Below are 23542 nucleotides of genomic sequence, written 5' to 3'. Positions count from 1 at the left end.
TCAGGCCCAACCTCACTTGGGGCAACTTCTCAACCCTACCAGGTCCTTCTCCCGCTCTCCAACCCGTCCTTGCGGTCGAGCTCGAGGTGAGCAGAGGTTCCCAGCGCCCCTCGAACGGTCCAGGGCGCACGAAGCGTCCGGTCTGTTCGAAGAAGGGGACCGCCCGGGGGACCAGCCACCTCATGCCTGCTCCGGAGAGCCGCCGTGGTGTCCGTTCCTCCCTGCCGGGCGAACGTCGAGAACACTACACGCGCTGCGGCCGCCTGCCAAATCCGCAGGATTCCGGGCCTGCCGGCCCTTCACACCCAGTCTGCTAGCCCTCGCGCACCGAACTTGCCGGTCCCCCGCACGCCGAGAGGCCCGGGCCGACACGCAGCCCGAGCCTCTCGACAGACGGTCGGGTCAGTTGCTGGCGACCGCGACTCCCAAGGTCTTCTTGCCCCGACGCAGCACCGCGTACCGCCCGTGGAGCAGGTCCTCCGGCGCCACGACGGCGTCGGCGTCCGTGACCTTGACGTTGTTGACGTACGCGCCGCCCTCCGCGACCGCCCGCCGGGCGGCGCCCTTCGAGGCGACGAGTCCCGACCCGACGAGCAGGTCGACCACCGGGTCGCCCACTCGCACCGTGGCGCGCGGGAGCTCGGCCACCGCCGCACCGAGCGTCGGCTCGTCGAGCTCCCCGAGCTCCCCGCGACCGAACAACGCCTGGCTCGCGGCGACGACCGCAGCGGTCGCGTCCGCACCGTGGACGAGCGTCGTGACGTCGTTCGCGAGCGCGCGCTGCGCCTCGCGCGCACCCGGCCGCTCACGCACCGCGCTCTCCAGCTCGGCGATCTCCTCACGCGACCGGAAGGTGAAGATCTTCAGCCAGCCCACGACGTCGTCGTCGGCCGCGTTCAACCAGTACTGGTAGAACGCGTACGGGCTCATCATGTCCGGCGCGAGCCACACGGCACCGCCCTCGGTCTTGCCGAACTTGGTTCCGTCCGCCTTGGTGATGAGCGGCGTCGTGAGCACGTGCACAGCCTTGCCCTCGGCCTTGCGGACGAGCTCGACCCCCGAGAGCAGGTTGCCCCACTGGTCGTTGCCGCCCGTCTGCAGCGTGACGCCGAGGCGTCGGTTCAGCTCGAGGAAGTCGATGCCCTGGAGGATCTGGTAGCTGAACTCCGTGAAGCTGATGCCCTCCTCGGAGCGCAGCCGGCGCGCGACCGTGTCCTTGGCGAGCATCGTCCCGAGTCGGTAGTGCTTGCCGATGTCCCGCAGGAAGTCGATCGCCGACAGCTCCGAGATCCAGTCGAGGTTGTTGACGAGGCGCGCCGGGTTCTCGCCCTCGAAGTCGAGGAAGCGCGACACCTGCGCCTTGAGACGCTCGGTCCACTCGGCGACGGTCTCCTTCGTGTTGAGCACCCGCTCCCCCGACTGCCGGGGGTCGCCGATCATCCCGGTCGCGCCGCCGACCAGAGCCACTGCGCGGTGCCCGGCGAGCTGCAGGTGGCGCAGCACGACGAGCTGGACGAGGTGACCGTGATGGAGGCTCGGCGCCGTCGGGTCGAAGCCGCAGTAGTAGGTGATCGGGCCCTCGGCCAGCGCGGCGCGCAGCGCGACCTCGTCGGTGGACTGCGCCACCAGGCCTCGCCATTGCAGCTCGTCGAGAACGTCGCTCACCATCACTCCTTCGTCCGGTGCCCGGGACCGGGCACGTGCACAGCGGCCCGTGGGGACCGCCGTCCTAGTGTGCCGTGTCGCCGCGCGCCGCGGCGCACCCTTCCGTGCGCGGTGCCCGACGTCGCCCGCTCACCGCGCGACGCGGGTCACCGCGCGCGGGCGCTCACCTTCCGGAACGCCGAGACGGTGCCGTCGCCCGCGAGCCAGTACCGCCACGGGTAGAGCGTGCCGTCGCCGCCCTCGCCGGAGACCCCGACGCGCGGTCCGGTGGCGATCGCCGGCCGGAGCAATCCCGTCGGCCGGTGGATCACCAGGTCGCCCGTCGGATCCGTGAGCTCTGCGCCGTAGTGGCGCAGGTCCAGGTCGAGCGCGACCGCGAGGCGCGCCGGGCCGCGCGCGATCTGTCGGTCGGAGTCGCACCGGCCGACGGCGGCTCGGCGGGCCCGTGCCAGCCCGGCGCCCTCGACCACCTCGCCCGCCCGGAGCAGCACCGCCGACGCGCGCCCGACGGGGCCGGTCACGACGTTGACGCAGTGGTGCAGCCCGAGGTGACGGTAGACGTACAGGTGACCCGGTTCCCCGAACATCGCCCGGTTGCGGTCGGTCCGACCGCGGAAGGCGTGCGACCCGGGGTCTCGTTCACCGTCGTACGCCTCGACCTCGGTGATCCGCAGCGTGACGTCCCCGTCAAGGCTGCGACGGGTGAGCAGCGCACCGAGCAGGTCGCGCGCGACGTCGTGCACGTCCCGCGCGTACCAGCCGCGGCCGGGGGCGTCCCACGGCCCGACGACGCGCGTACCGTGGGCCGTCTCGGTCGTCTGGGTCGTCGCGTCCGTGTTCATGGCACCACCTCCGTGGTCGGCAATCTACGCCGTGGCTCCGGCCGGTGCTCACCGCCCGGGAGAGGGCGTCGTCCCGACGAGCGTCCCGTACCCGTCGAGGCGCACGTCGGCCCGCTCGCGCGTGCGGTTGCGCTCGTAGTGCTCCCGCTCGGCGGTCATCCACGCGAGCCAGTGGTCGCGCGACTCCTCGCCGTCACGGTCGAGCCCCCGGCGGAGCCGCACGTCGTCGGGCGCCTCGACCCAGACGCGCAGCGCCGCGACCTCGTCGGCCTCGAGCCGTGCCGCACCGCACCCCTCGACGACGAGGAACGGCGCGGGCGGCACGTCGTGCCACTCGGCGAAGGCGTCGAGGCCCCAGTCGAAGCGCCGGTACCGGCCCGGCCGTCCGGCGGCGAGCGGCGCGAGCACCCACTCGTCGAGCCGCCCCCAGGCCGGCTCGAGCCCGCGCCAGCCCTCGTAGAGGTCGTCCATGTGCAGCACCTGCGCGGGCAGCGCCTCACCGAGCTGGGCCGCGAGCGTCGTCTTCCCGGACCCCGCCGGGCCGTCGACGACCACGAGCCGAATGCCCGACGGCGCGTCGCCGGGCGCGGATCCCCCATCCGGGCGCGGCGCCGGGACGAGGCGAGGACCGGCGTCGTGCACCCGGCGGACGAGCTCCGCGAGGACTGCCGGACCGACGCTCACGCTCGCCCACCGACGAGCACGTTCAGCCCTGCGCCCAGAACCGGTACTCCGCGGAACATTCCTTCGCGGCCTCGAGCTGCTCGGCGACGCGCACCGGGGCCGTGCCGCCCACGGCATCACGCGACGCGAGGGAGCCCTCGACGCTCAGCACGTCACGCACGCCCGGCGTGAGGTGCTCGGAGAGGGCGGCGAGGTCGTCGTCGGACAGGTCCCACAGCTCGATCCCCCGCTCCTCGCACGCCCGGACGCACGCCCCCGCGACCTCGTGCGCGACGCGGAACGGCACTCCCTCGCGCACGAGCCACTCCGCGACGTCGGTCGCGAGCGAGAAGCCCTCCGGCGCGAGCGACGCCATCCGGTCGGTGTCGAACGTGAGGGTCGCGACCATGCCCGAGAAGGCGGGCAGGAGCACCTCGAGCGTGTCGACCTGGTCGAACACCGGCTCCTTGTCCTCCTGGAGGTCGCGGTTGTAGGCGAGCGGGAGCCCCTTGAGCGTGGTGAGCAGCCCGGTCAGGTCGCCGACGAGGCGGCCCGCCTTGCCGCGCGCGAGCTCCGCGACGTCGGGGTTCTTCTTCTGCGGCATGATGCTCGACCCCGTGGAGTACGAGTCGTGCAGCCGCACGAAGCCGAACTCCTTGGTCGCCCAGAGGATGACCTCCTCGGCGAGCCGCGACAGGTCGATCCCGATCATCGCGGCGACGAACGCGAACTCGGCGACGACGTCGCGCGACGCGGTGCCGTCGATCGAGTTCTCGACGGGGCCGTCGAAGCCGAGCTCGGCCGCGACGGCGGCCGGGTCGAGCCCGAGCGACGAGCCCGCGAGCGCCCCCGACCCGTACGGCGAGCGCGCGGCGCGCACGTCCCAGTCGATGAGCCGGTCGACGTCGCGCAGCAGCGGCCAGGCGTGCGCGAGCAGGTGGTGCGCGAGCAGCACGGGCTGCGCGTGCTGAAGGTGCGTGCGGCCGGGCATCGCGGCGCCGGGGTGACTCGCGGCCTGCTCGACGAGCGCGTCGACGACGTCGAGCACGAGGCCGGCGATCGTGCGGGCCTCGGCGCGCAGGTACATGCGCGTGAGCGTCGCGATCTGGTCGTTGCGCGAGCGTCCGGCGCGCAGCTTGCCGCCCAGCTCCGGCCCCGCGCGCTCGATGAGTCCGCGCTCGAGCGCCGTGTGCACGTCCTCGTCGTCGTCCGCGGCGACGAACGCGCCCGAGGCGACGTCCTCGCGCAGGCGGTCGAGCGCCTCGTGCATGCCTTCGAGCTCGTCGTCGTCGAGCAGGCGCGCAGCGTGCAGGACGCTGGCGTGGGCCTTCGAGCCGGCGATGTCCTGCCCGGCGAGGCGCCAGTCGAAGTGGGTGCTCTTGCTCAGCGCCGCGAGCGCGTCGCTGGGCCCGCCGGCGAACCGGCCGCCCCACAGGCTCACGCGCTCGGTCGTGGTCCCGTCGGTCGTGGTCTCGGTCTCGTGGTCGTTCTCGGGCACGCCCGCTCCTTCGTCGTCGCTCATGGTCTCAGCGCCCCGTCGCCGAGGTCCGGGGTCCAGTGTGGCAGGACCGCACGCGGCGCTGACACGTCAGGCGCCCGGCCCCGAGAGGTCGAGGAAACGCCGGGCAAGCTCCGCGCCGCCGTCCGGCTCGCGCGCGATGACGAGGATCGTGTCGTCGCCCGCGATGCTCCCGAGGACTCCCGGCAGGACCGAGTGGTCGATCGCCGAGGCGAGGTAGTTGGCAGCGCCCGGCGGCGTGCGCAGGACGACGAGGTTCGCCGACGCCTCCGCGGAGACGAGCATCTCGGAGCACAGGCGAGCGAGCCGTGCCGCGAGGTACTCGGGCGACTCCGCGCTCTGCACGCTGCGGTCGCCGCCCTCCCCCGGGACCGCGTACACGAGCGCCCCCGCGGGGCCGCGCACCTTCTCGGCGCGGAGCTCGATGAGGTCGCGCGAGAGCGTCGCCTGCGTGACCGTGAGACCGTCGGCCGCGAGCTCCCGGGCCAGCTCCGCCTGCGAGTGGATCTCGGTCCTGCGCACGATCTCGGCGATGCGCGCGTGACGCGCCGCCTTCGTCGTGGCGGTCCGGCCGTGCGCCGGGTCGGCACGCTCCGTGACGTCCAACTCGCGCCCCTCGGTCACGACCGCTCCAGGAGGAACGTCATGAGGGCCTTCTGCGCGTGCAGCCGGTTCTCGGCCTCGTCCCACACGACCGACCGCGGGCCGTCGATGACCTCGGCCGTGATCTCCTTGCCCCGGTACGCCGGCAGGCAGTGCAGGACGATCACGTCGTCCGCGCCGTGCGCCAGCAGCTCGGCGTTCAGCTGGTACGGCACGAACGGGAGCGCGCGCTGCGCCGCCTCGTCCTCGTCGCCCATGGACACCCAGGTGTCGGTCGCGACGACGTCGGCCCCGGTCACGGCCTCGACGGGGTCGGCCGTGACGAGGACAGATCCCCCGGTCTCGGCCGCGATCCGCTGCGCGTCGGCGACGAACGCCGGTGCCGGTGCGTAGCCCTCGGGTGTGCCGATCCGCACGTGCATCCCGGCGGTCGCGCCTCCGAGGAGGTAGGAGTGCGCCATGTTGTTCGCGCCGTCGCCCACGTACGCGAGGATCTGGCCGGGCAGCGCCGCCGTGCCGCCGCGGTGCTGCGCGACGGTGAGGAGGTCGGCGAGGATCTGGCACGGGTGGAAGTCGTCGGTCAGGGCGTTGACGACGGGCACCCGGCTGACGCCGGCCATCTCCTCGATGCGGTCCTGGCCGTGGGTGCGCCAGACGATCGCGGAAACCTGCCGGTCGAGCACGCGCGTCGTGTCGGCGATCGACTCGCGCACGCCGATCCCGGCGAGGCGACCGTCGACGACGAGCGGGAAGCCCCCGAGCTCCGCGATCCCTGTCGCGAACGAGACCTGCGTGCGCAGCGTCGGCTTGTCGAACAGCACCGCGACGGCCTGCGGTCCGCCGAGCGGCTGGCGGAACGTGCGGTCGTCCCGGAAGGCGAGCGCGATCTCCAGGACCTGGCGCTGCTCGGCGGGCGTGAGGTCGTCGTCGCGCAGGAAGTGCCGCGGGGCCACCGGGGTCATCGTCAGGTCCTCGTCTCGGTCGGTTCGGGATCGGGCAGGCTCAGCTCCGTGAAGAACGCGACGACGTCGCGCGCCTGGTCGGGCGTGAGGACGAGCGGCGGGGCGAGCCGGATCGCGTCGGGCGCCACGGCGTTGACGATGAACCCGGCCTTGAGCGCGGCGTGCACGACGTCGGCCGCGACGGGCCGCGTGAGCAGGATCGCGAGGAGAAGGCCGCGTCCCCGCACACCGGCGACGAGCGGGTTGCCCGCCGCCGTGATGCCGTCGCGCAACGACTGCCCGACCGTCCGGACGTTCTCGAGGAGCCCGTCCCGCTCGATGACGCCGAGCGTCGCCAGGGCGGCCGCCGCGGCGACAGGGTTCCCGCCGAACGTCGTGCCGTGCTGGCCCCGGCCGAGCAGGGTCGCGGCGCGCTCGCCGTACGCGATCACGGCGCCGACGGGGAACCCGCCGCCGAGGCCCTTGGCGAGCGTCACGACGTCGGGCACGATCCCGCCGCCGAGGTCGTGCTGCTGGACCGCGAGCCAGGACCCGGTGCGGCCGACACCGGTCTGGACCTCGTCGAGGACGAGCAGCGCCCCGTGCTGCGCGGTGAGCTCGCGCGCGGCGACGAGGTAGCCGGGCGAGAGGGAGCGCACGCCCGCCTCGCCCTGGACGGGCTCGACGACGAGCGCCGCGACCTCGCCGCGCGCCGCGACCGCCTCGGCGGAGAACGCCTCCTCGAGCGCCGCGACGTCGTCGAACGCGACGTGCTCGACGCCGCCCGGGAGCGGCTCGAACGGCTCGCGGTACGCCGCCTTGCTCGTGAGGGCGAGCGCGCCCATGGTGCGGCCGTGGAACCCCCCTTGGAGGGCGAGCACCCGCGGCTTCCCGGTGCGGCGCGCCATCTTGAAGGCCGCCTCGTTCGCCTCGGTCCCCGAGTTCGTGAAGAACACGCGCGACCCCTCGGGCGCGCCGCAGAGCGTGAGCAGGCGTTCGGCGAGCGCGATCTGCGTCGGCGTGCCGAAGAAGTTCGACACGTGCCCGAGCGTGCCGAGCTGTGCGCTCACCGCGGCCGTCAGGGTCGGGTGCGCATGGCCGAGCGCGTTGACCGCGATGCCCGCGAGCAGGTCGAGGTACCGCTTCCCGTCCGCGTCCCAGACGTAGGCGCCCTCGCCCCGCACGAGCACGCGCTGCGGCGGGCCGAACGTGTCCATCACGGCGTGCGAGTAGCGCTCGGTCCACTCCTGCACCGAGCCAGGGGTCGTGTCGAGGACGCCTCCCGTGGCGGTGACGGCGGTCGCGTCCGTCGCGAGCGTCGAGCCGTCGTGCGTCATGCGGCACTCCCTGTCACGGGGTCGGGGACGACCATGGTCCCGTTCCCCTGCGTCGTGAACACCTCGATGAGGAGCGAGTGGGGTACGCGCCCGTCGATGACGGTCGCCGCGGAGACCCCGCCCTCGACGGCGCGCAGGCACGCCTCCATCTTCGGCACCATGCCCGACTCGAGGGACGGCAGGAGCACCGCGAGCTCCGACCGCGTGATCTGCGCGACGAGCGAGCCCTTGTCCGGCCACGAGGTGTAGAGCCCTTCGACGTCCGTGAGGACGACGAGCTTCTTCGCACCGAGCGCGACCGCGAGCGCCGCCGCTGCGGTGTCCGCGTTGACGTTGAGCACCTGGGTCGGGTCCTCGAGGTCGGGCGCGATGGTCGACACGACGGGGATGCGCCCCGCGTCGAGCAGGTCCTGCACCGCGGACGGGTGCACCTCGACGACGTCGCCCACGAGGCCGACGTCGACGGGCTCGCCGTCGACCGTGGCGTGCCGGCGCTGCGCCTGCAGCAGGCCGCCGTCCTCGCCCGAGAGCCCGACGGCGTACGGGCCGTGGGCGTTGATCAGCCCGACGAGCTCGCGCGACACCTGGCCCGTGAGGACCATGCGCACGACGTCCATCGCCTCGGGCGTCGTGACGCGCAGCCCGCCGCGGAACTCCGACTCGATGCCGAGCCGGCCGAGCATCGCGGAGATCTGCGGCCCGCCGCCGTGCACGACCACGGGGTGCAGCCCGACGCGGCGCAGGAACACCATGTCCTCGGCGAACGCCGCCTTGAGCCGGTCGTCGACCATCGCGTTGCCGCCGTACTTCACGACGACGAGCGCGCCGGCGTACTCCTCCAGCCACGGGAGCGCCTCGACGAGCACCTCCGCCTTCTGGTCGGGGCGCAGGTCCGTCCGCGTGTCGAAGACGGGGTCGGCGGGCACCAGCCCCGGCGTGGCCGCCGTCGCCGGTTCGGTCATGATCTCGCTGGTCTGGTCGCTCATGAGGAGTACGCGCTGTTCTCGTGGACGTAGTCGTGCGTGAGGTCGTTGGTCCAGACGGTCGCGGTCGCGGAGCCGGCGTGCAGGTCGACCTCGACGCGCACCTCGCGGTCGGCGGCGAGGTCGACGAGCTCGCGCGGCTCGCCGACGCCCCCCGCGCGGCACACCTGGACGCCGTTCACCGACACGTCGAGCGCGAGCGCGTCGAAGGGCGCGACGTCCTCGGGCACCGTGCCCACGGCGGAGACGATGCGGCCCCAGTTCGGGTCGTTGCCGAAGATCGCGGTCTTGAACAGGTTCGAGCGCGTGACCGCGCGGGCGACCGCGACGGCCGCGTCCTCGTCGGAAGCGTTCACGACCGTGACGGCGACGTCGTGGCTCGCGCCCTCGGCGTCGGCGACGAGCTGGCGCGCGAGCGAGGCGCACGCCTCGGTGAGCGCGTCCGTCAGCTCGTCGAGCGTCACGGCGACGCCCGACGCCCCGGAGGCGAGGAGGATCACGGTGTCATTGGTGGACATGCAGCCGTCGGAGTCGACCCGGTCGAACGTCGTCCGGGTCGCGGCGCGCAGCGCGGCGTCGGCAGTCTCGGCGTCGACGACGGCGTCCGTCGTGAGGACCGAGAGCATCGTCGCGAGCCCCGGCGCCAGCATGCCCGCCCCCTTGGCCATGCCGCCGACCGACCAGGTCGCGCCGCCGTCGAGCGAGCCGGGCGCCGCCCCCTCCCGCACGACCTCGACCGTCTTGGGCACGGTGTCCGTCGTCATGATCGCGAGCGCGGCGTCGCTCCCGCCCGTGGCCGCCGAGGACGGGTCGTCGAGCGCGACGGCCGCCGCGTCGACCCCGGCGAGCAGCTCCGGCATGGGCAGCCGCACGCCGATGAGGCCCGTCGAGCACACGAGGACGTCGCCCGCGGACGTGGACAGCACGTCGGCGACGTGCTCGGCCGTGCGGTGCGTGTCGGCGAAGCCCTCGGGCCCGGTGCACGCGTTGGCGCCGCCCGAGTTGAGCACGACGGCGGTCGCGCGCCCGTCGCTCACGGCCTGGCGCGTCCATGCCACGGGAGCGGCGAACACGCGGTTGGTCGTGAGGACGGCGGCCGCGACGTCGAGCGGGCCGTCGTTGACGACGAGCGCGACGTCCTGCGCGCCGGTCGACTTGAGCCCGGCGGCGACGCCGGCGGCCCGAAAACCCTGGGGCGACGTGACGGTCACGGGGCCACTCCCTCGGTGGTGAGGCCCGCCGTCTGCGGCAGGCCGAGCGCGATGTTCATGGACTGCACCGCGGCGCCCGCGGTGCCCTTGACGAGGTTGTCGATCGCGGTGACGGTCACGACGCGGCCCGCGGCGTGGTCGACCGTGACCTGGAGAAGTGCCGTGTTGGCACCGAGCGTCATCGCCGTGCTCGGCCACTGCCCCGCGGGCAGGACCTGCACGAACGGCTCCCCCACGTACGCGTCGTCCCACGCCTGGCGCACCCGCGCGTCGATCTCCGCGGGACCGAGGTCTGCGACGTCGCGAGACAGCGGCGCCGAGACCGTCGCGAGGATCCCGCGCGCCATCGGCACGAGCGTCGGCGTGAACGAGACCCGCACCGCCGGTGCACCCGCGGCGCGCAGGTTCTGCACGATCTCCGGGACGTGCCGGTGGCTCCCGCCCACGGCGTACGGCTGGGCGGACCCGAGCCCTTCCGACGCGAGCAGGTGCGGCTTGAGCGACTTCCCGGCACCTGAGTACCCGACCGCCAGCACGGCGACCACGTCGGCCGCGTCGACGAGACCCGCCGCGACGCCGGGCTGGAGACCGAGAGTCACCGCGGTGACGTTGCAGCCCGGCACGGCGATCCGTCGTGCACCGGCGAGCCGCTCGCGCTGGCGGGTCTCCGTGGCGCCCGCGCCGGGGTCCTGCGTGAGCAGGAGCTCGGGGAGCCCGTAGGGCCACGTGCCGGCGTGCTCCGAGCCGTAGAACTGCTCCCAGTCCGTCGCGGACTCCAGCCGGTGGTCCGCACCCAGGTCGAGGACGAGCACGTCGTCGGGCAGCAGCGCCGCGATCTCACCCGACGCGCCGTGCGGCAGCGCGAGCACGACGACGTCGTGTCCCACCAGGTGCTCGACGGTCGTCGGCAGCAGCACACGGTCGGCGAGGGATCGCAGGTGCGGCTGGTGCGCCCCGAGGAGCGTGCCCGCGTTGCTGTGCGCCGTCACGGCGCCGATCTCCACGTCAGGGTGCCCGGCGAGCAGCCGGAGCATCTCCCCGCCCGCGTACCCGGACGCGCCGGCGACCGCCACTGTGATCGTCATATGCATCACTATACATAGTTATACATCGCGGCGTGTGCTCGCTGGCGCGCTCACGGTTGCGTCCGCGGAGGGGTCGCGCCGTGCGCTCGGGCCGACGGGCTCTGGTTGCGCCCGCGGAGGGGTCGCACCGTGCGCTCGGGCTGGCGCGCCGTCACCGTGGTCTGCCGCCTCACCTTCTCGCGCGCGCTTCTACGCCCTTCGCACACGGTCCGCCCCCACCGCTCGTCCCGACCGTCACCGTTTCGACGACACCACGGCGCGGCGGCGCGGCGGCGCGGCGGCGCGGCATGCGACATGCGACATGCGACATGCGGCGTCTGGCGTGTGGCGTGTGGCGTGTGGCAAGACAAGGGTGAGACGACGCCGGGCGGGGCGGGTGATGTGCGAAGGGCGTCAGAGCCGCGCTCCCAGAACGTGAGCCGGCGGACCGGGGTGACGGCGCGGCAGCCCGAGCACGTCAGCCGCCCCGCCCACCCCACCCGACCACAAGACCCGCCACGAGACCCGACCACGAGACCCAACCACCCGACCGACAACGCCGCGCCCCGCCTAGGCTGCTCCTATGCATGCGATCGTGGCCCGCGAGGCGGGTGGCCCTGACGTCCTGGAGCACCGCGAGCTGCCCGACCCGACGCCGGGACCGGGGCAGCTCCTCGTCCGCACGGCGGTCGCGGGCGTCAACTTCATCGACACGTACAGGCGCGCGGGCGTGTACGCGATGGAGTACCCGCACGTCGTGGGTAGTGAGGGCGCCGGCCACGTGGTGGCGGTCGGGGACGGGGTCGAGGACTTCGCCGTCGGCGACCGGGTCGTGTGGACCGAGGCTCCCGGCTCGTACGCGGACCTCGTGGTCGTCGCGGCGCGCGAGGCGCTGCACGTGCCCGACGCCGTGTCGCTCGAGGACGCGACCGCCGTCGCGCTCCAGGGCCTCACCGCGCACTACCTGTGCACGTCGTCGTACCCGATCCGTCCTGGCGACCGCGTCCTCGTGCACGCGGGCGCCGGCGGGGTCGGGCTGCTGCTCACACAGATGGTCGTGGCGCGCGGCGGGCACGTGATCTCGACGGTCTCGACGCCCGAGAAGGCCGAGCTCGCGCGCGGCGCGGGCGCGGAGCACGTGATCGAGTACACGGCGCTCGGGGACCTGTCGCACGACCTTCCCGAGATCGTGCGCGGGCTCACGGGCGGCGAGGGTGTCGCCGCCGTGTACGACTCCGTCGGCAGGGACACGTTCGACGCGTCGCTCGCGTCGCTGCACCGCCGCGGGACGCTCGTGCTGTTCGGCGGGTCCTCCGGCCAGGTGCCGGCGTTCGACCCGCAGCGGCTCAACGCCGCGGGGTCGGTCTTCCTCACGCGCCCCAAGCTCTCCGACCACACGGCGACGCGGACCGAGCTCGTCGAGCGTGCGACGGAGGTGCTCGGCGCCGTCGCGGGCGGCACCCTGGACGTGCGCGTCGGCGCCACGTTCCCGCTCGCCGAGGCAGCCGAGGCGCACCGCGCGCTCGAGGGGCGTGCCACGACCGGCAAGGTGCTGCTCGTGCCCGACGCCGCGGCGTCCGGCACTCCGGGCCGTCCGGCATGAGCTGGGACTGGGTCCCGGCGCGGCCCGGCGAGGAGGACGGGTCCGACGGCGGCACCTCCCCCGCGCTGCGCCGGGCCGTGACGGTGCTCGCCGTCCTGTTCACCGGGGTGCTCGTCGTCTACTACCTGACGATCGGTGTCCGGCAGGGCGACGACCGGTGCGTCGCCGAGCGGCCGGACGGGGTCGCCGCGAGCCAGGTCGACTCGCAGTGGCGGTGGTGGCCGCCCGGCACGGAGTGCGTCTACCCGACCGGGACCGAGGTCGCGCGCGCCTGAGACCCGGCGCTGCCCGCGCCGTGTCCGTCGACCGGTCCGCTGGCCGGCACGGCGACCGGCACGTCGACCGGTTCGGCGACCGGCGACGTCGCGTGCAGGTGGTCGACGGGCCCGCGGCCGGTCCCGACCTGCAGCGCCGCCCCCGCGCGCAGCGCGCCGGTGAGCCACTCCTTGGCGTCACGCGCGGCCTCCGGCCAGCCCGCGCGCTGCGGGCGCAGCGCCGCGAGCGCCGCGGAGAGCGAGCACCCGGTGCCGTGCGTGTGCGGCGTGTCGACGCGGTCGGCGTCGAACGTCGTCACCCGACCCACGCCGCCCTCGGCCGAGCCGGGCTCCACGAGCGCGTCGGGCGACGTCGCGCCGGTGAGGTGGCCGCCCTTGAGCAGGACCGCAGTCCCGCTCGCCGCGACGAACGCGCGCGCCTGGTCGAGCGCCTCGTCCCACGTCGTCCCGACCGGCGTCCCGGCGAGGACGGCGAGCTCGGGCAGGTTCGGCGTCACGACGTCGGCGCGCGCCGCGAGGTCGCGCACACCCTGCTCGGCGCCGGCGTCGAGGAGCCGGTGGCCGGAGGTCGCGACCATGACCGGGTCGAGCACGACGTACGGCGCCCGCTCGCCGCGAGACCGTCGCGACGCGGCCAGGTCGTCGAGCCACGCGACGATCTCCTGCGCGTTCGCGGCGTCCGCCACCATGCCGATCTTCACCGCGTCGATCACGACGTCGTCGGAGACCGCGTCGAGCTGCTCCCGGAGGAAGGCCGGCCCGGGGACGTGCACGGACCGCACGCCGTGGGTGTTCTGCGCGACGAGCGCGGTCGTCACCGCCATGCCGTACGCGCCGTGCGCGCAGAACGCCTTGAGGTCGGCCTGGATGCCCGCGCCGCCGGTCGGGTCGGTCCCGGCGATCGACAGGACGCGCGGCCGCGAGGGCCCGGGCGACCCGCCCGCGCGAGGTCCGGGTGCGCCGTCGGGCACGGGTGCGGTGCCGGGCGGGGTGCCGGGCGTGGTGGAGGCGAGCGTCATCGCGGACATCCCTTCGCTGGTACGAGCCAGAGCAGGTTCGACGGGTGTGATCTCAGCCCCGCTGCGGGGCACCCCGTGTCGTTCGCGTCATCCTAAGCCTGTCGAACAACTATCCGCGGCGGTCGAGTAGGCGTAGCAGGAGCTGGGTCTGGGACACATTCACCAACGCACCGTGGGCGGTGAGCCTGGCCTCTTGCTCGTGAAGTGCTTGTGTGCCGCGGACCTCGACACGGTGCAGTCGTGCGAGAGCGCCCGCGAAGGGACGCCGGTCGCGACGACGAACAGCAACGCGTTGACGTGCTCGTGTGACCAGTGCTCGCAGCATGGGCGCCCGCCGTGGGTGTGGGCGGAGATGACGAGGTTGCGGGTGCGCGTCCAAGGTGGTTTCGGTCAGGTCGGACGGGTACGAGCGTCGGGCGGACGTTCACGCGGAGCTGATCCTCTCGTGACCAGGGAGGACACACCGACTTGTGGCGGTGGGCACGGATAGCGTGCTCGTCGTGGCTCGGCATACGACGTTCCAGCTGATGGCTGACCCCACCGTGGAACAAGCGCGTGCCCTGGCCCGGCACGAGGGTGGCGCCCGGTTCGCATTCAACCAGGGCCTGCGGCTGCACCTGGACGCCCGCAACGCCTCAAGGAGGGCTGCCGCGACGATCACGGCCGACGACGACGGCGCGGTGAAGGTGCCGTGGACCGGGTTTGATCTGATCAACACGTTCAACGCGTGGAAGAAGTCCGAGGACGCTGGCCGCCGGTTCATCGTCGACGCAGCCGGTGAGACCGATGTCGAGGTGACGGGCCTTGCCTGGCGCACGCACGTATCCGCGCAGGTGTTCGAAGAAGCCGTCGTCGACCTCGGCGGGGCCCTGAAGGCGTGGACCGACTCCCGGCGCGGCAAGCGCGCAGGTCGGGCGGTCGGCCACCCCAGGTTCAAGAAGAAGAACCCCGAGCGCGGCTCGTTCCGGATACGCAACAAGGTCTCCAGGACGAAGGCCAGCGAGCGGGCCACGATCCGCCTCGGGGAGAACGGCCCCCGCTCGGTGACCCTGCCCGGCATCGGCACCATCAAGGTGCACGACGACACCCGCCGGCTGCGCCGCATGCTGAACAAGGGGCGGGCGCGCATCCTGTTCGCGACCCTCTCGCGCCGTGGCGGGAGGTGGCGGATCTCGCTGAACGTCAAGGCGTGCGACCTGCACCCCGTCGCCCGCCATCAGCAGCGCGACGACGCCGACCGCGGTGGGTGGGTCGGTGTGGACCGCGGCCTGCACGCACCCGTCGTCGCCGCAACCAGCGACGGCGAAGAGATGTTCCGCGTCGACGTGGCACCGAGAGCCCTGCGAGCGGCGCAGCCGGTCACCCGGCGGTTGAGCAAGGCCGTTTCCCGCAAGGTCAAAGGCTCCGCGAACCGGCGGGCTGCCGTGCGCCGGCTCGCACGTCATCACGAGCGGGTCCGTGCCCGCCGACACCACTTCCTGCACCAGGTCACCAACACGTTGGTCCAGACCCACGACCGGCTCGTCATCGAAGACCTGAACATCCACGGGATGCTCGCCAACCACCACCTCGCCGCCGCCATCGCGGACGCGGCCTGGGGCGAGCTCGCGCGCCAGATCACCTACAAGGCGTCCTGGCGTGGTGGGCGAGTCCTGATCGCGGACCGGTGGTTCCCGTCGTCGAAGACCTGCTCCGCGTGCGGAGATGTCAAGACCGCGCTCACCCTCGCCGACCGCGTCTTCGGCTGCGAGATCTGCGGGCTGACGATCGATCGTGACCTGAACGCCGCGGTCAACCTCGCCACCTGGGGCGAGCGCAACTTCTCCCAGGTCCTGGACCCCGAAGCACGAGGCCAGGTCACCAACGCCCACCGACGGGAAGGCTCTGGCCGACGCACACGCGCCGACGAAACCAGCCCGAATGACGTGGGAACCCGCACCGCCACAGCGGCATAGGGACGTCCGAGAAGGACGCTGCCGACACCCTCACCGAGGTTGCTCGACAGGCTTTAGACTGCGGGCGTGACCCTGCGCCTCGCCCTGCTCGCGTCCGGTACAGGCACCACCGCGGCAGCGTTGATGGACGCGTGCCGCACCGGGGACGTCGCCGGCGACGTCGTCGTCCTGATAGGGAACAACAGCGGCGCTCCCGTGCTGGCGCGGGCGTCGGAGCGCGGGGTGCCGACACGGCACCTGTCCGCGGTGACACACCCGGACGCAGGTGACCTCGACCGTGCCGTGCTCGAGACCCTGCGGGCGCACGGTGCCACCCACGTGGTGCTGACCGGGTACATGAAGAAGCTCGGTCCGCTCACGCTCGCTGCGTTCGACGGGCGTGTGCTCAACACCCACCCCGCCCTGCTCCCGGCGTTCGGCGGACAGGGGATGTACGGCGACCGGGTGCACCGCGCCGTCCTCGACGCGGGCGTGACGGTCACCGGCGCGAGCGTGCACGTCGTGACGGCGCGGTACGACGAAGGGCCGGTGCTGGCCCGGACCGAGGTGAGCGTCGCACCGGACGACACCGTCGAGACGCTGGGGGCGCGCGTCAGGGCGGCGGAGAAGACGCTCCTCGTCGAGACGCTCGCCGCCCTGTGAGATCGCGGACCTGCTCGCTGGCGGGTCCGGCGCACTCCCTCACTCCTGGTGGATCGCCTCGCCCGCGATCTCGAGCGACACCTTCTTGCCGACGAGGATCCCGCCGGTCTCGAGGATCACGTTCCACACGAGCCCGTAGGCCTCGCGGTCGAACTCGCCCGTGGCGTGGAAGCCGAAGATGTCGCGGCCGTACGGGTCGCGACGCGCGCCCCCGTAGCGCATCGTCAGGTCGATCGGGTGCGTGACGTCGCGGATCGTCAGCAGCCCGCTCACGATGAAGTGCCCGGCCTCGGCCGGTGCGACGCGGTCGGCGGCGACGGTCGCCCGCTCCGGCGACCGGTTGCGCAGCCGTGCCCAGGCGAGGATGGCGTCGTCCTGGCTCCCCTGCCAGCGGACGCCCGTGCTGCGGAACTCGAGCGTCGGGTAGGTCTCGACGTCCAGGAAGTCGGCGCTGTGCAGGTGCACGTCCCGGTCGGCGTTGTGGGTCGTGAGGCTCGCGGACTCGATGGTCGCCGACACGGCCGAGGCGAGCGGGTCCTGCCCGACGAGGATCGTCGCGCTCGCCCGCGTGAACTCGCCCCGCACCGGCGAGACCATCATGTGCTGCCCCGCGAAGCCCACTCGCTTGTGCGCCTCGTCGAGGACGTACGTCCCCGCGTCAGGAACGGTCATGCCGTTCCACTGGCGGACCGGTCGTGTCGTGGTCATCCGTCGCCCTCCGGGCTGCTGTGGTCGAACCGCGACCGCGCCGTCCGCTCGGTCCTGGTCAGGTGTCCAGCATCCCGGATTGTTAGGTGAACATTCAACTAATGGGGGCGTGACGTTGAGTACAACGACATCGCTCAGCGGCGGGGCAGCTCGCCGGGCATCGGGTCGTCGTCGCCCCAGCGGGTCACGCGCAGCCGGCGACCGTCCGGGCCGGGCACCGCACGCCCGTCGCCGGCCGCCAGCTCGAGCGCGGCCCGCAGCGATTCCGGTGAGTCGTGCGTGACGCGGACGAACGACCCCGAGAACGCGTCCAGCCCGCCCCCGGCGATCGCGACCACCATCTCGACCGTGCGCTCGACCGGCGTCCACTCCGTCCGGCCCCGGTGCATGACCATCGAGCCCGTCATGTCGGTCTGCACGACGCCGGGCGCGACCTCGAACGTGCGCAGCCCGCGGTCGTACCCGGAGCGGTGCAGGTTCGCGCCGAGGCGCAGGAGCGCCGTCTTGCTCGCGTTGTACGCGCTCGCGCCGACCATGTCGTGCGAGCCCGCGCCGCTGTTGAGGTCGACGACGCGGCCACCGCCCCGGGCGAGCATGCCCGGGACGACGGCCCGGGCGAGAAGGAACGGCCCGCGGACGTTCGTCTCGAGGATCGCCCACCACTCGTCGGGGTCGGCCTCCCACAGCGGCACCTCGGCGTCGACCCGGCCCGCGTTGTTGACGAGCAGGTCGATCCCGCCGATCTCCGCCTCCGCCGCGGCGACGGCCGCGGACACCGCCCCGGCGTCGGTGACGTCCGCCGTCACGAGGACGGCGCGCCCGGCGCCCGCGGCCGTGATCTCTTCCGCCACGTCCCGGAGCCGAGGGGCGTCCCGAGCGAGCAGCGCGACGTCGAGCCCCGCACCAGCCAGGCCGACGGCGATCGCGCGGCCGATGCCGCGCGACGCCCCGGTGACCAGCGCCGTGCGCGCGGACGCGACGGGCCCTCCCGCCACACCTGCGTCGGCGGGGGTGCCGGTGCTCATGCCCGCAGCTCCGCCCCGACGCGCTCGCGTGCCGCCTCGACGGCCCCGGCACGGACGCGCGCGACGTCGTCGGCCGTGAGCGTCCGGTCGGCTGCGCGCAGCCGGAGCGAGAACGCGAGCGACTTGCGGCGCGCGCCGATCTGCTCCCCGGTGAAGACGTCGAAGAGGGTCAGGTCCTCGAGGAGCTCGCCCGCGCCGTCGGCGACCGCCGAGCGCAGTGCCTCGGCCGTCACGTCGGCGCTCACGACGAAAGCGAGGTCCTCCTTCGCGGCGGGATACGTCGAGACCGGCGTCGCCGCGAGCGGCTCCGCGCTCGACCCCGCGAGGAGCGCGGTGAGATCGACCTCGAACGCGACCGACCGCGCGGGCAGCCCGAGGTTCTCGAGCGCCTTCGGGTGCAGCTCACCCGCATGCCCGACGACCGTCCCGTCGGCGAGCGCGAGCCGCGCACAGCGGCCCGGGTGCCACGGCGCGCGGTCGGTGTCGGCGCTCACGACGACCTCGGCCCCGACGTGCTCGGCGACGAGCCGGGCGGCGTCGAGCGCGTCGGTCCAGTCGGCGGCACGCCCTTCGCCCCACCAGCCGGCGCGCTCGCGCCGGCCGACGAGCACGCCTGCCACGTGGCGCGGCTGGTCCGGCACCGCGGCCGCGAGCGCCGCGAGCTCGTCGTCCGTCGGACGCACGCCCGGCGGGAGCGAGGGCGCAGCCGGGGCGTCGGCGCGCGGACGCGTCACCAGCCCGGTCTCGAACACCGCGAGATCCGTCATCCCACGACCGACGTTGCGGCGCGCGGTCTCCAGGAGCGTCGTGAGCAGGTCGGTGCGCATCAGCGGCCGGTCGTCGGCGAGCGGGTTGACCAGTCGCAGCGCACGACGGCGCTCGTCGGCGGCGGGCAGGCGCAGCGCGTCGAGCTCGGCCGTCCCGACGAAGGGGTAGCTGAGCGTCTCGACGAAGCCCGCCTCGGCGAGGCCACGGGCCACCGAGCGACGGACCGCCTGCTCGCGGGTCAGGCCCCGGCCGCCGGGCGCCTTCGGCAGCACCGACGGGATCTTGTCGTAGCCGACGAGCCGCGCGACCTCCTCCACCAGCTCCGCCGAGCCGGTGAGGTCGGGCCGCCACGACGGGGGCGTGACCACGAGGACGTCCGCACCGTCGGACGACGGCTCGTCCGCGACGGCGCAGCCCAGCGCGCCCAGCGTGCCCACGACCTGCTCGAGCGAGTAGGGCACGCCGACGAGCCGCTCCGGCTCCGAGACCAGCAGGCGCACCGACGCCGGTGCGGGCACGCGGTCGAGGTCCGAGACCGCCGGGTCGGCGGTCCCGCCGCCGTGCTGGACGAGCAGGTCGACGACGCGCTGCGCGGCGACCGCAGGCAGGCGCGGGTCGACGCCGCGCTCGAACCGCTTCGCCGCCTCGCTCGACAGCTTGTGCCGGCGCGACGTGCGCGCGACGGACACGGGGTCGAAGTGCGCGGCCTCGACGAGGACGTCCGTCGTCGTCGGGCCGACCTCCGAGGACGCCCCGCCCATGACCCCGGCGAGGCCGAGGACCCGCGAGCCGCGGGCGCCGTCGGGCGAGTCCGTGATGAGCAGGTCCTCGGCGTCGAGCGCGCGGTCCACGTCGTCGAGCGTCACCAGCCGCTCCCCCGCCTCCGCGCGGCGGACCACGATCGGGCCGGAGACCTGCGTGAGGTCGTAGGCGTGCAGCGGCTGACCGAGGTCGAGCATGACGTAGTTCGTCACGTCGACCGCGAGCGAGATGGGCCGCATGCCCGACGCCGTGAGGCGGCGCTGCATCCACGCGGGCGTGGTGGAGGCCGGGTCGAGGCCGCGCACGACCCGCGTGACGAAGCGGTCGCACCCGTCGACGCCGTGGACCGGTGCCGCGTCGTCGACCTCCACGGGGAACCCGTCGGGGGTCGCGGCCGGAGGCGGCGTCGGGAGCGAGGCGGCGAGACCGCGGTCGGTGAAGCGCGCGCCGGTCGAGTGCGCGTACTCGCGCGCGACCCCGCGGTAGGAGAACGCGTACCCACGGTCCGGGGTGACGTTGATCTCGAGCACCTCGTTCCCCAGGCCCAGGAGCGCGACGGCGTCCTGGCCCGGGGTGAGGTCGGCTTCCGCGAAGCCGAGGCGCGGGAGCACGATGATGCCGTCGTGGTCCTCGCCCAGCCCGAGCTCGCGCTGCGAGCAGATCATGCCGTCGGACACGTGGCCGTACGTCTTGCGGCTCGCGATGGCGAACGGCCCGGGCAGCACGGCGCCCGGGAGCGCGACGACGACGAGGTCGCCCTCGCCGAAGTTGTGCGCCCCGCACACGATGCCGCGCGGCTCGCCGCCCTCGGACGCCGGGACGCCGTCGACGTTGTGCGCGCCGACGTCCACCTGGCACCAGTTGATCTTCTTGCCGTTCTTCTGCGGCTCGGGCGTCAGGCCGAGCACGCGCCCGACGACGAGAGGACCGGTCACGGCGGCGCCGTGGACCTCCTCCTCCTCGAGCCCGACGCGCACGAGATCGGCGGCGAGCTGCTCGGCCGCGAGGCCGGCAGGGAGCTCGACGTGGTCGCCGAGCCAGTCCAGGTCGACGTACGGCATCAGACGCCCCTTCCGAGCTGGGCGGAGAAGCGCACGTCGCCCTCCACCATGTCGTGCATGTCCGCGATCTCGTGGCGCAGCATGAGCGTGCGCTCGATGCCCATGCCGAACGCGAAGCCCGAGTAGACGTCCGGGTCGATGCCCGCCGCGCGCAGCACGTTCGGGTTGACCATCCCGCAGCCGCCCCACTCGATCCAGCCCGGCCCGCCCTTCTTCTGCGGGAACCACAGGTCCATCTCGGCGCTCGGCTCGGTGAACGGGAAGAAGCTCGGGCGCAGGCGTGTGCGCGCCTCCGGGCCGAACATGGCCTGCGCGAACGCGTCGAGCGTGCCCAGGAGGTTCGCCATCGTCAGGCCCTCGTCGACCGCGATGCCCTCGACCTGGTGGAAGACGGGCGTGTGCGTCGCGTCGAGCGCGTCGGTGCGGAACACCTTGCCCGGGCACGCGACGTACAGGGGTACGCCGCGCGCGAGGAGCGAGCGTGCCTGAACGGGCGACGTGTGGGTGCGCAGGACGAGGTTCGACGGCTCGTCGCCCGCGCCCGCGACGTAGAACGTGTCCTGCATCTGACGCGCCGGGTGGTCGGGACCGAAGTTCAGGGCGTCGAAGTTGAACCACTCCGCCTCGACCTCCGGGCCGTCGGCGATCTCCCAGCCGAGGCCGACGAAGAAGTCGGCGACGCGCTCCTGCAGCGTCTCGAGCGGGTGGCGTGCCCCGCGCGCCGCGCGGTCGGTGGGCAGCGTGACGTCGACGGCCTCCTCGACGAGGACGCGCTCGTCGCGCTCCGTCTCGAGCTCGACCTGACGTGCGGCGACCGCCTGGTTCAGGCGACCACGGAGCGGGCCGAGGAGACGACCGGCGGTCTTCTTGTCCTCGGGAGCGAGCGACCCGATCTGCCGGTTCGCGAGCGCGAGCGCGCTGCGGTCGCCGGCGTGCTCGGTGCGCACGGCCTTGAGGGCCTCGAGGTCGGTCGCCGCGGCGACGGCAGTGAGCGCGGCGTCGAGCGCGCGCTGCAGGGCGTCGGCGTCGAGCGGCGACGGCGCGTCGGTGGGGGGTCCGTCGTGGGTGGCGACGGCGTCAGGGCTGGACATACGAGCCTTCCTGGCGGTGGCTGGACAGCTGGCGGGACGGTGTGAGGGCCCACGGGCGCGTCACGAGGGCCGGACGCGCGGACACGCCGAGCGCGTCCGCGACATTCTAGGGCGCCCGTCGGTGCCCGGACCTCTCGGTCCCGTCCACGTCCCGGTCAGGAGGCGTGACGGCGCGTCAGCAGCGCGGGCCCGTGACGGGCCTGTGACGGGCCTGTGACGGGCCCTGAAGATCGACGATCAGCTCGCGCAGTCATCCTCGCACGACCGGCCCTGCCCCGACGGCGAAGGGCAGGCTTGCGATCTCGTGGTGCACCGGCCGGCCGGCACCAAGATCCGAGGCGACGACGGCGAGCCGCGTCGCCTGCCAGCGGGGCCCGTCGTAGACGGCGAGCGCTGCGGACGGCGCCTCGAGCGCGTCCCGCAGCGTCGGTCCGGCGGGTCGCCCGCGTCGCCCGGCGCGGCGGTCCGCCTGGCGCGCCCCGGGGGCCGCCCGGGCGATGGTGAGGTGCGCGCGCTGGCGCGGGCGGCGGTCGACGTGCACGCCGACCGCCGAGCCGGCGTCCGCGGCCGCGGCGCTCAGGGCGCGCAGGTGGTCGAGGTCTGCGCGAGGTCCGCCCACGCCCACCCACAGCACGCGCCGGTCGAAGACGCCCGCCCCGTGCAGGCTGAGCTCGAGCGGGGGCGTGGCGTCGGCCACCTCGGTGAGGGCTTCGACGAGCTCGGGGACTGCGCCGTCGGCCACCTCGCCGTAGAACGAGACCGTGAGGTGCCACAGCTCGCGCGGCGTCCAGCGCACGAGCGGCGCGCCGTCGGGCCGGAGCGACTCCTGCGCACGCACCGCCCCGAGCGCCAGGTCGAGGTGGTCGCACGCGGCGACGTCGGGATACAGCGCGGCGAAGATCCTCACCGACGCGCCCCGCGGTGGGCGCGGCCCGACGCGTAGAGGCATACGGTGGCCGCGGTCGCGAGGTTGAGCGACTCCGCCCGGCCGCGGATCGGGACGCGGACGACCGCGTCCGCGAGCGCACGGTCCTGCTCCGGGAGCCCCCATGCCTCGTTCCCGAACACCCACGCGGTGGGCCGCGCCAGGTCCGGGAGACCTGGGGCGCCGCGGTCGGGACCACCGGCGCGCTCTGCGCCCGCGGTGTCGAGGAGGTCGTCGAGATCGTGGTCCCCCGCACCGTCGGCGGCGAGGACGAGCAGACCGGCCGCGCGGAGGGCGAGGACCGTCTCGTCGAGCGCGACGCCCGAGACGACGGGGAGGTGGAACAGCGAACCCGCCGTCGAGCGCACCACCTTGGGGTTGTGCACGTCCACGCTGTCGCCCGCGAGGACGACCAGGTCCGCCCCGGCCGCGTCCGCGGCACGGATCACGGTCCCGGCGTTGCCCGGGTCACGGACCGTCGCGAGGACCGCGACCAGCAACGGCCCGGCGGCGCCGCTCGAGGCTGCCGCGAGCGCGTCATCCAGACCGGGACGCTCCTCGCGCACGACCGCGAGCACACCCTGTGCGTCCGGGCTCATCGCCGCGAGCACCTCCGGGGTGCCCACGTGGACGTGCAACCCCGCGTCACGGGCGTCCGCGAAGATCTCGACATAGCGACCCGCCGCGGACGGCGTCACGTAGAGGTCGCGGACGCGCTCCGCGGCATGCCGGACCGCCTCCCGGACGGCCTGAGGACCCTCGACGAGAAGCTGACCGTGCCGTGAACGCGCCGAACGCCCGGCCAGGGCCCTGACCGCCCGGACCCGGTCGCTGCGAGGGTTCGTCAGCGTGGGGTCGAGGGGATCGGGCACCTGCCGGG

General features: G+C 73.9%; 21 protein-coding genes and 1 riboswitch. Of the genes, 4 read left to right on the top strand and 17 right to left on the bottom strand.

The window, feature by feature from the left end:
- Positions 1 to 402: 402 nt before the first annotated feature.
- The 10 genes from tyrS to argC form a co-directional block, all read right to left on the bottom strand.
- Positions 403 to 1665: a tyrosine--tRNA ligase gene (tyrS, locus tag AC4H2G_RS18745; RefSeq protein WP_494367239.1), complete on the bottom strand. Its 1263-nt coding sequence runs from the start codon at positions 1663 to 1665 to the stop codon at positions 403 to 405.
- Positions 1666 to 1811: 146 nt separating this feature from the next.
- Positions 1812 to 2507, bottom strand: coding sequence for a DNA-3-methyladenine glycosylase (locus AC4H2G_RS18740; protein ID WP_494367238.1), 696 nt, complete (start codon positions 2505 to 2507; stop codon positions 1812 to 1814).
- 48 nt (positions 2508 to 2555) lie between these two features.
- Positions 2556 to 3191 carry a uridine kinase family protein gene (locus AC4H2G_RS18735; protein ID WP_494367237.1) on the bottom strand — a complete coding sequence of 212 codons (636 nt, stop codon included), beginning with the start codon at positions 3189 to 3191 and terminating at the stop codon, positions 2556 to 2558.
- Between the two features lie 22 nt (positions 3192 to 3213).
- Complete coding sequence (argH, locus tag AC4H2G_RS18730; protein ID WP_494367236.1) at positions 3214 to 4692, bottom strand: argininosuccinate lyase; 1479 nt, start codon at positions 4690 to 4692, stop codon at positions 3214 to 3216.
- Between the two features lie 66 nt (positions 4693 to 4758).
- The gene (locus tag AC4H2G_RS18725) at positions 4759 to 5295 is read right to left on the bottom strand and encodes an arginine repressor (protein ID WP_494367253.1); all 537 of its coding nucleotides are present in this window, start codon (positions 5293 to 5295) and stop codon (positions 4759 to 4761) included.
- Between the two features lie 14 nt (positions 5296 to 5309).
- Positions 5310 to 6254, bottom strand: a complete 945-nt coding sequence (gene argF, locus AC4H2G_RS18720; RefSeq protein WP_494367235.1) for an ornithine carbamoyltransferase — start codon at positions 6252 to 6254, stop codon at positions 5310 to 5312.
- Positions 6255 to 6256: 2 nt separating this feature from the next.
- Positions 6257 to 7570: an acetylornithine transaminase gene (locus tag AC4H2G_RS18715; protein WP_494367234.1), complete on the bottom strand. Its 1314-nt coding sequence runs from the start codon at positions 7568 to 7570 to the stop codon at positions 6257 to 6259.
- Positions 7567 to 8532 (bottom strand): acetylglutamate kinase, encoded by a 966-nt coding sequence (gene argB / locus AC4H2G_RS18710; RefSeq protein WP_494367252.1) that lies wholly within the window; start codon positions 8530 to 8532, stop codon positions 7567 to 7569. The genes AC4H2G_RS18715 and argB overlap by 4 nt, the downstream gene beginning before the upstream one ends.
- A gap of 20 nt (positions 8533 to 8552) precedes the next feature.
- On the bottom strand, positions 8553 to 9764 hold the full coding sequence (gene argJ / locus AC4H2G_RS18705) for a bifunctional glutamate N-acetyltransferase/amino-acid acetyltransferase ArgJ (RefSeq protein ID WP_494367233.1): 1212 nt from the start codon (positions 9762 to 9764) through the stop codon (positions 8553 to 8555).
- On the bottom strand, positions 9761 to 10855 hold the full coding sequence (gene argC, locus AC4H2G_RS18700; RefSeq protein WP_494367232.1) for an N-acetyl-gamma-glutamyl-phosphate reductase: 1095 nt from the start codon (positions 10853 to 10855) through the stop codon (positions 9761 to 9763). Before argC ends, argJ begins: the two co-directional genes overlap by 4 nt.
- A gap of 556 nt (positions 10856 to 11411) precedes the next feature.
- Between argC and AC4H2G_RS18695 the strand changes: the two genes are divergently transcribed.
- Complete coding sequence (locus AC4H2G_RS18695) at positions 11412 to 12431, top strand: quinone oxidoreductase family protein (RefSeq protein WP_494367231.1); 1020 nt, start codon at positions 11412 to 11414, stop codon at positions 12429 to 12431.
- The gene (locus AC4H2G_RS18690; RefSeq protein ID WP_494367230.1) at positions 12428 to 12706 is read left to right on the top strand and encodes a hypothetical protein; all 279 of its coding nucleotides are present in this window, start codon (positions 12428 to 12430) and stop codon (positions 12704 to 12706) included. Before AC4H2G_RS18695 ends, AC4H2G_RS18690 begins: the two co-directional genes overlap by 4 nt.
- Here AC4H2G_RS18690 and thiD read toward each other — a convergent pair.
- A complete protein-coding gene (gene thiD, locus AC4H2G_RS18685) occupies positions 12673 to 13725 on the bottom strand; it encodes a bifunctional hydroxymethylpyrimidine kinase/phosphomethylpyrimidine kinase (protein WP_494367229.1) in 1053 nt (350 codons plus the stop codon). The two genes, AC4H2G_RS18690 and thiD, sit on opposite strands and share 34 nt — an antisense overlap.
- Positions 13717 to 13811: riboswitch (TPP riboswitch) on the bottom strand. Its footprint overlaps the gene before it by 9 nt.
- Before the next feature lie 441 nt (positions 13812 to 14252).
- On the opposite strand from thiD, the gene AC4H2G_RS18680 reads away from it, so the two are divergent.
- Together AC4H2G_RS18680 and purN are read left to right on the top strand one after the other, a co-directional pair.
- Entirely contained in the window at positions 14253 to 15680 is a 1428-nt protein-coding gene (locus tag AC4H2G_RS18680) for an RNA-guided endonuclease TnpB family protein (RefSeq protein ID WP_494367228.1), read from the top strand.
- Between the two features lie 66 nt (positions 15681 to 15746).
- On the top strand, positions 15747 to 16322 hold the full coding sequence (gene purN, locus AC4H2G_RS18675; RefSeq protein ID WP_494367227.1) for a phosphoribosylglycinamide formyltransferase: 576 nt from the start codon (positions 15747 to 15749) through the stop codon (positions 16320 to 16322).
- Positions 16323 to 16361: 39 nt separating this feature from the next.
- Here purN and AC4H2G_RS18670 read toward each other — a convergent pair whose 3' ends face one another.
- The 6 genes from AC4H2G_RS18670 to AC4H2G_RS18645 form a co-directional block, all read right to left on the bottom strand.
- Positions 16362 to 17030, bottom strand: a complete 669-nt coding sequence (locus AC4H2G_RS18670) for a YceI family protein (protein ID WP_494367226.1) — start codon at positions 17028 to 17030, stop codon at positions 16362 to 16364.
- Between the two features lie 134 nt (positions 17031 to 17164).
- Positions 17165 to 18055, bottom strand: a complete 891-nt coding sequence (locus AC4H2G_RS18665) for an SDR family NAD(P)-dependent oxidoreductase (RefSeq protein WP_494367225.1) — start codon at positions 18053 to 18055, stop codon at positions 17165 to 17167.
- Positions 18052 to 20646 carry a phenylalanine--tRNA ligase subunit beta gene (pheT, locus tag AC4H2G_RS18660; RefSeq protein ID WP_494367224.1) on the bottom strand — a complete coding sequence of 865 codons (2595 nt, stop codon included), beginning with the start codon at positions 20644 to 20646 and terminating at the stop codon, positions 18052 to 18054. Before pheT ends, AC4H2G_RS18665 begins: the two co-directional genes overlap by 4 nt.
- Positions 20646 to 21737: a phenylalanine--tRNA ligase subunit alpha gene (pheS, locus tag AC4H2G_RS18655; RefSeq protein ID WP_494367223.1), complete on the bottom strand. Its 1092-nt coding sequence runs from the start codon at positions 21735 to 21737 to the stop codon at positions 20646 to 20648. Before pheS ends, pheT begins: the two co-directional genes overlap by 1 nt.
- Before the next feature lie 250 nt (positions 21738 to 21987).
- Positions 21988 to 22644, bottom strand: coding sequence for an RNA 2',3'-cyclic phosphodiesterase (gene thpR / locus AC4H2G_RS18650; protein WP_494367222.1), 657 nt, complete (start codon positions 22642 to 22644; stop codon positions 21988 to 21990).
- Positions 22641 to 23534, bottom strand: coding sequence for a TrmH family RNA methyltransferase (locus AC4H2G_RS18645; protein WP_494367221.1), 894 nt, complete (start codon positions 23532 to 23534; stop codon positions 22641 to 22643). Before AC4H2G_RS18645 ends, thpR begins: the two co-directional genes overlap by 4 nt.
- Positions 23535 to 23542: the final 8 nt, after the last annotated feature.

This window comes from Cellulosimicrobium sp. BMG9.23, assembly GCF_059159985.1.
This window is presented reverse-complemented; position numbering and strand designations above follow the sequence as displayed.

What these genes read in the sequence shown, in the direction of transcription:
- pheS (WP_494367223.1), bottom strand. Translation starts at nt 21,737, where the DNA reads ATGTCCAGCCCTGACGCCGTCGCCACCCACGACGGACCCCCCACCGAC.
- AC4H2G_RS18690 (WP_494367230.1), top strand. Translation starts at nt 12,428, where the DNA reads ATGAGCTGGGACTGGGTCCCGGCGCGGCCCGGCGAGGAGGACGGGTCC.
- argH (WP_494367236.1), bottom strand. Translation starts at nt 4,692, where the DNA reads ATGAGCGACGACGAAGGAGCGGGCGTGCCCGAGAACGACCACGAGACC.
- argB (WP_494367252.1), bottom strand. Translation starts at nt 8,532, where the DNA reads ATGACCGAACCGGCGACGGCGGCCACGCCGGGGCTGGTGCCCGCCGAC.
- AC4H2G_RS18740 (WP_494367238.1), bottom strand. Translation starts at nt 2,507, where the DNA reads ATGAACACGGACGCGACGACCCAGACGACCGAGACGGCCCACGGTACG.
- AC4H2G_RS18670 (WP_494367226.1), bottom strand. Translation starts at nt 17,030, where the DNA reads ATGACCACGACACGACCGGTCCGCCAGTGGAACGGCATGACCGTTCCT.
- thiD (WP_494367229.1), bottom strand. Translation starts at nt 13,725, where the DNA reads ATGACGCTCGCCTCCACCACGCCCGGCACCCCGCCCGGCACCGCACCC.
- AC4H2G_RS18680 (WP_494367228.1), top strand. Translation starts at nt 14,253, where the DNA reads ATGGCTGACCCCACCGTGGAACAAGCGCGTGCCCTGGCCCGGCACGAG.
- argC (WP_494367232.1), bottom strand. Translation starts at nt 10,855, where the DNA reads ATGCATATGACGATCACAGTGGCGGTCGCCGGCGCGTCCGGGTACGCG.
- AC4H2G_RS18715 (WP_494367234.1), bottom strand. Translation starts at nt 7,570, where the DNA reads ATGACGCACGACGGCTCGACGCTCGCGACGGACGCGACCGCCGTCACC.
- pheT (WP_494367224.1), bottom strand. Translation starts at nt 20,646, where the DNA reads ATGCCGTACGTCGACCTGGACTGGCTCGGCGACCACGTCGAGCTCCCT.
- AC4H2G_RS18695 (WP_494367231.1), top strand. Translation starts at nt 11,412, where the DNA reads ATGCATGCGATCGTGGCCCGCGAGGCGGGTGGCCCTGACGTCCTGGAG.
- AC4H2G_RS18665 (WP_494367225.1), bottom strand. Translation starts at nt 18,055, where the DNA reads ATGAGCACCGGCACCCCCGCCGACGCAGGTGTGGCGGGAGGGCCCGTC.
- argF (WP_494367235.1), bottom strand. Translation starts at nt 6,254, where the DNA reads ATGACCCCGGTGGCCCCGCGGCACTTCCTGCGCGACGACGACCTCACG.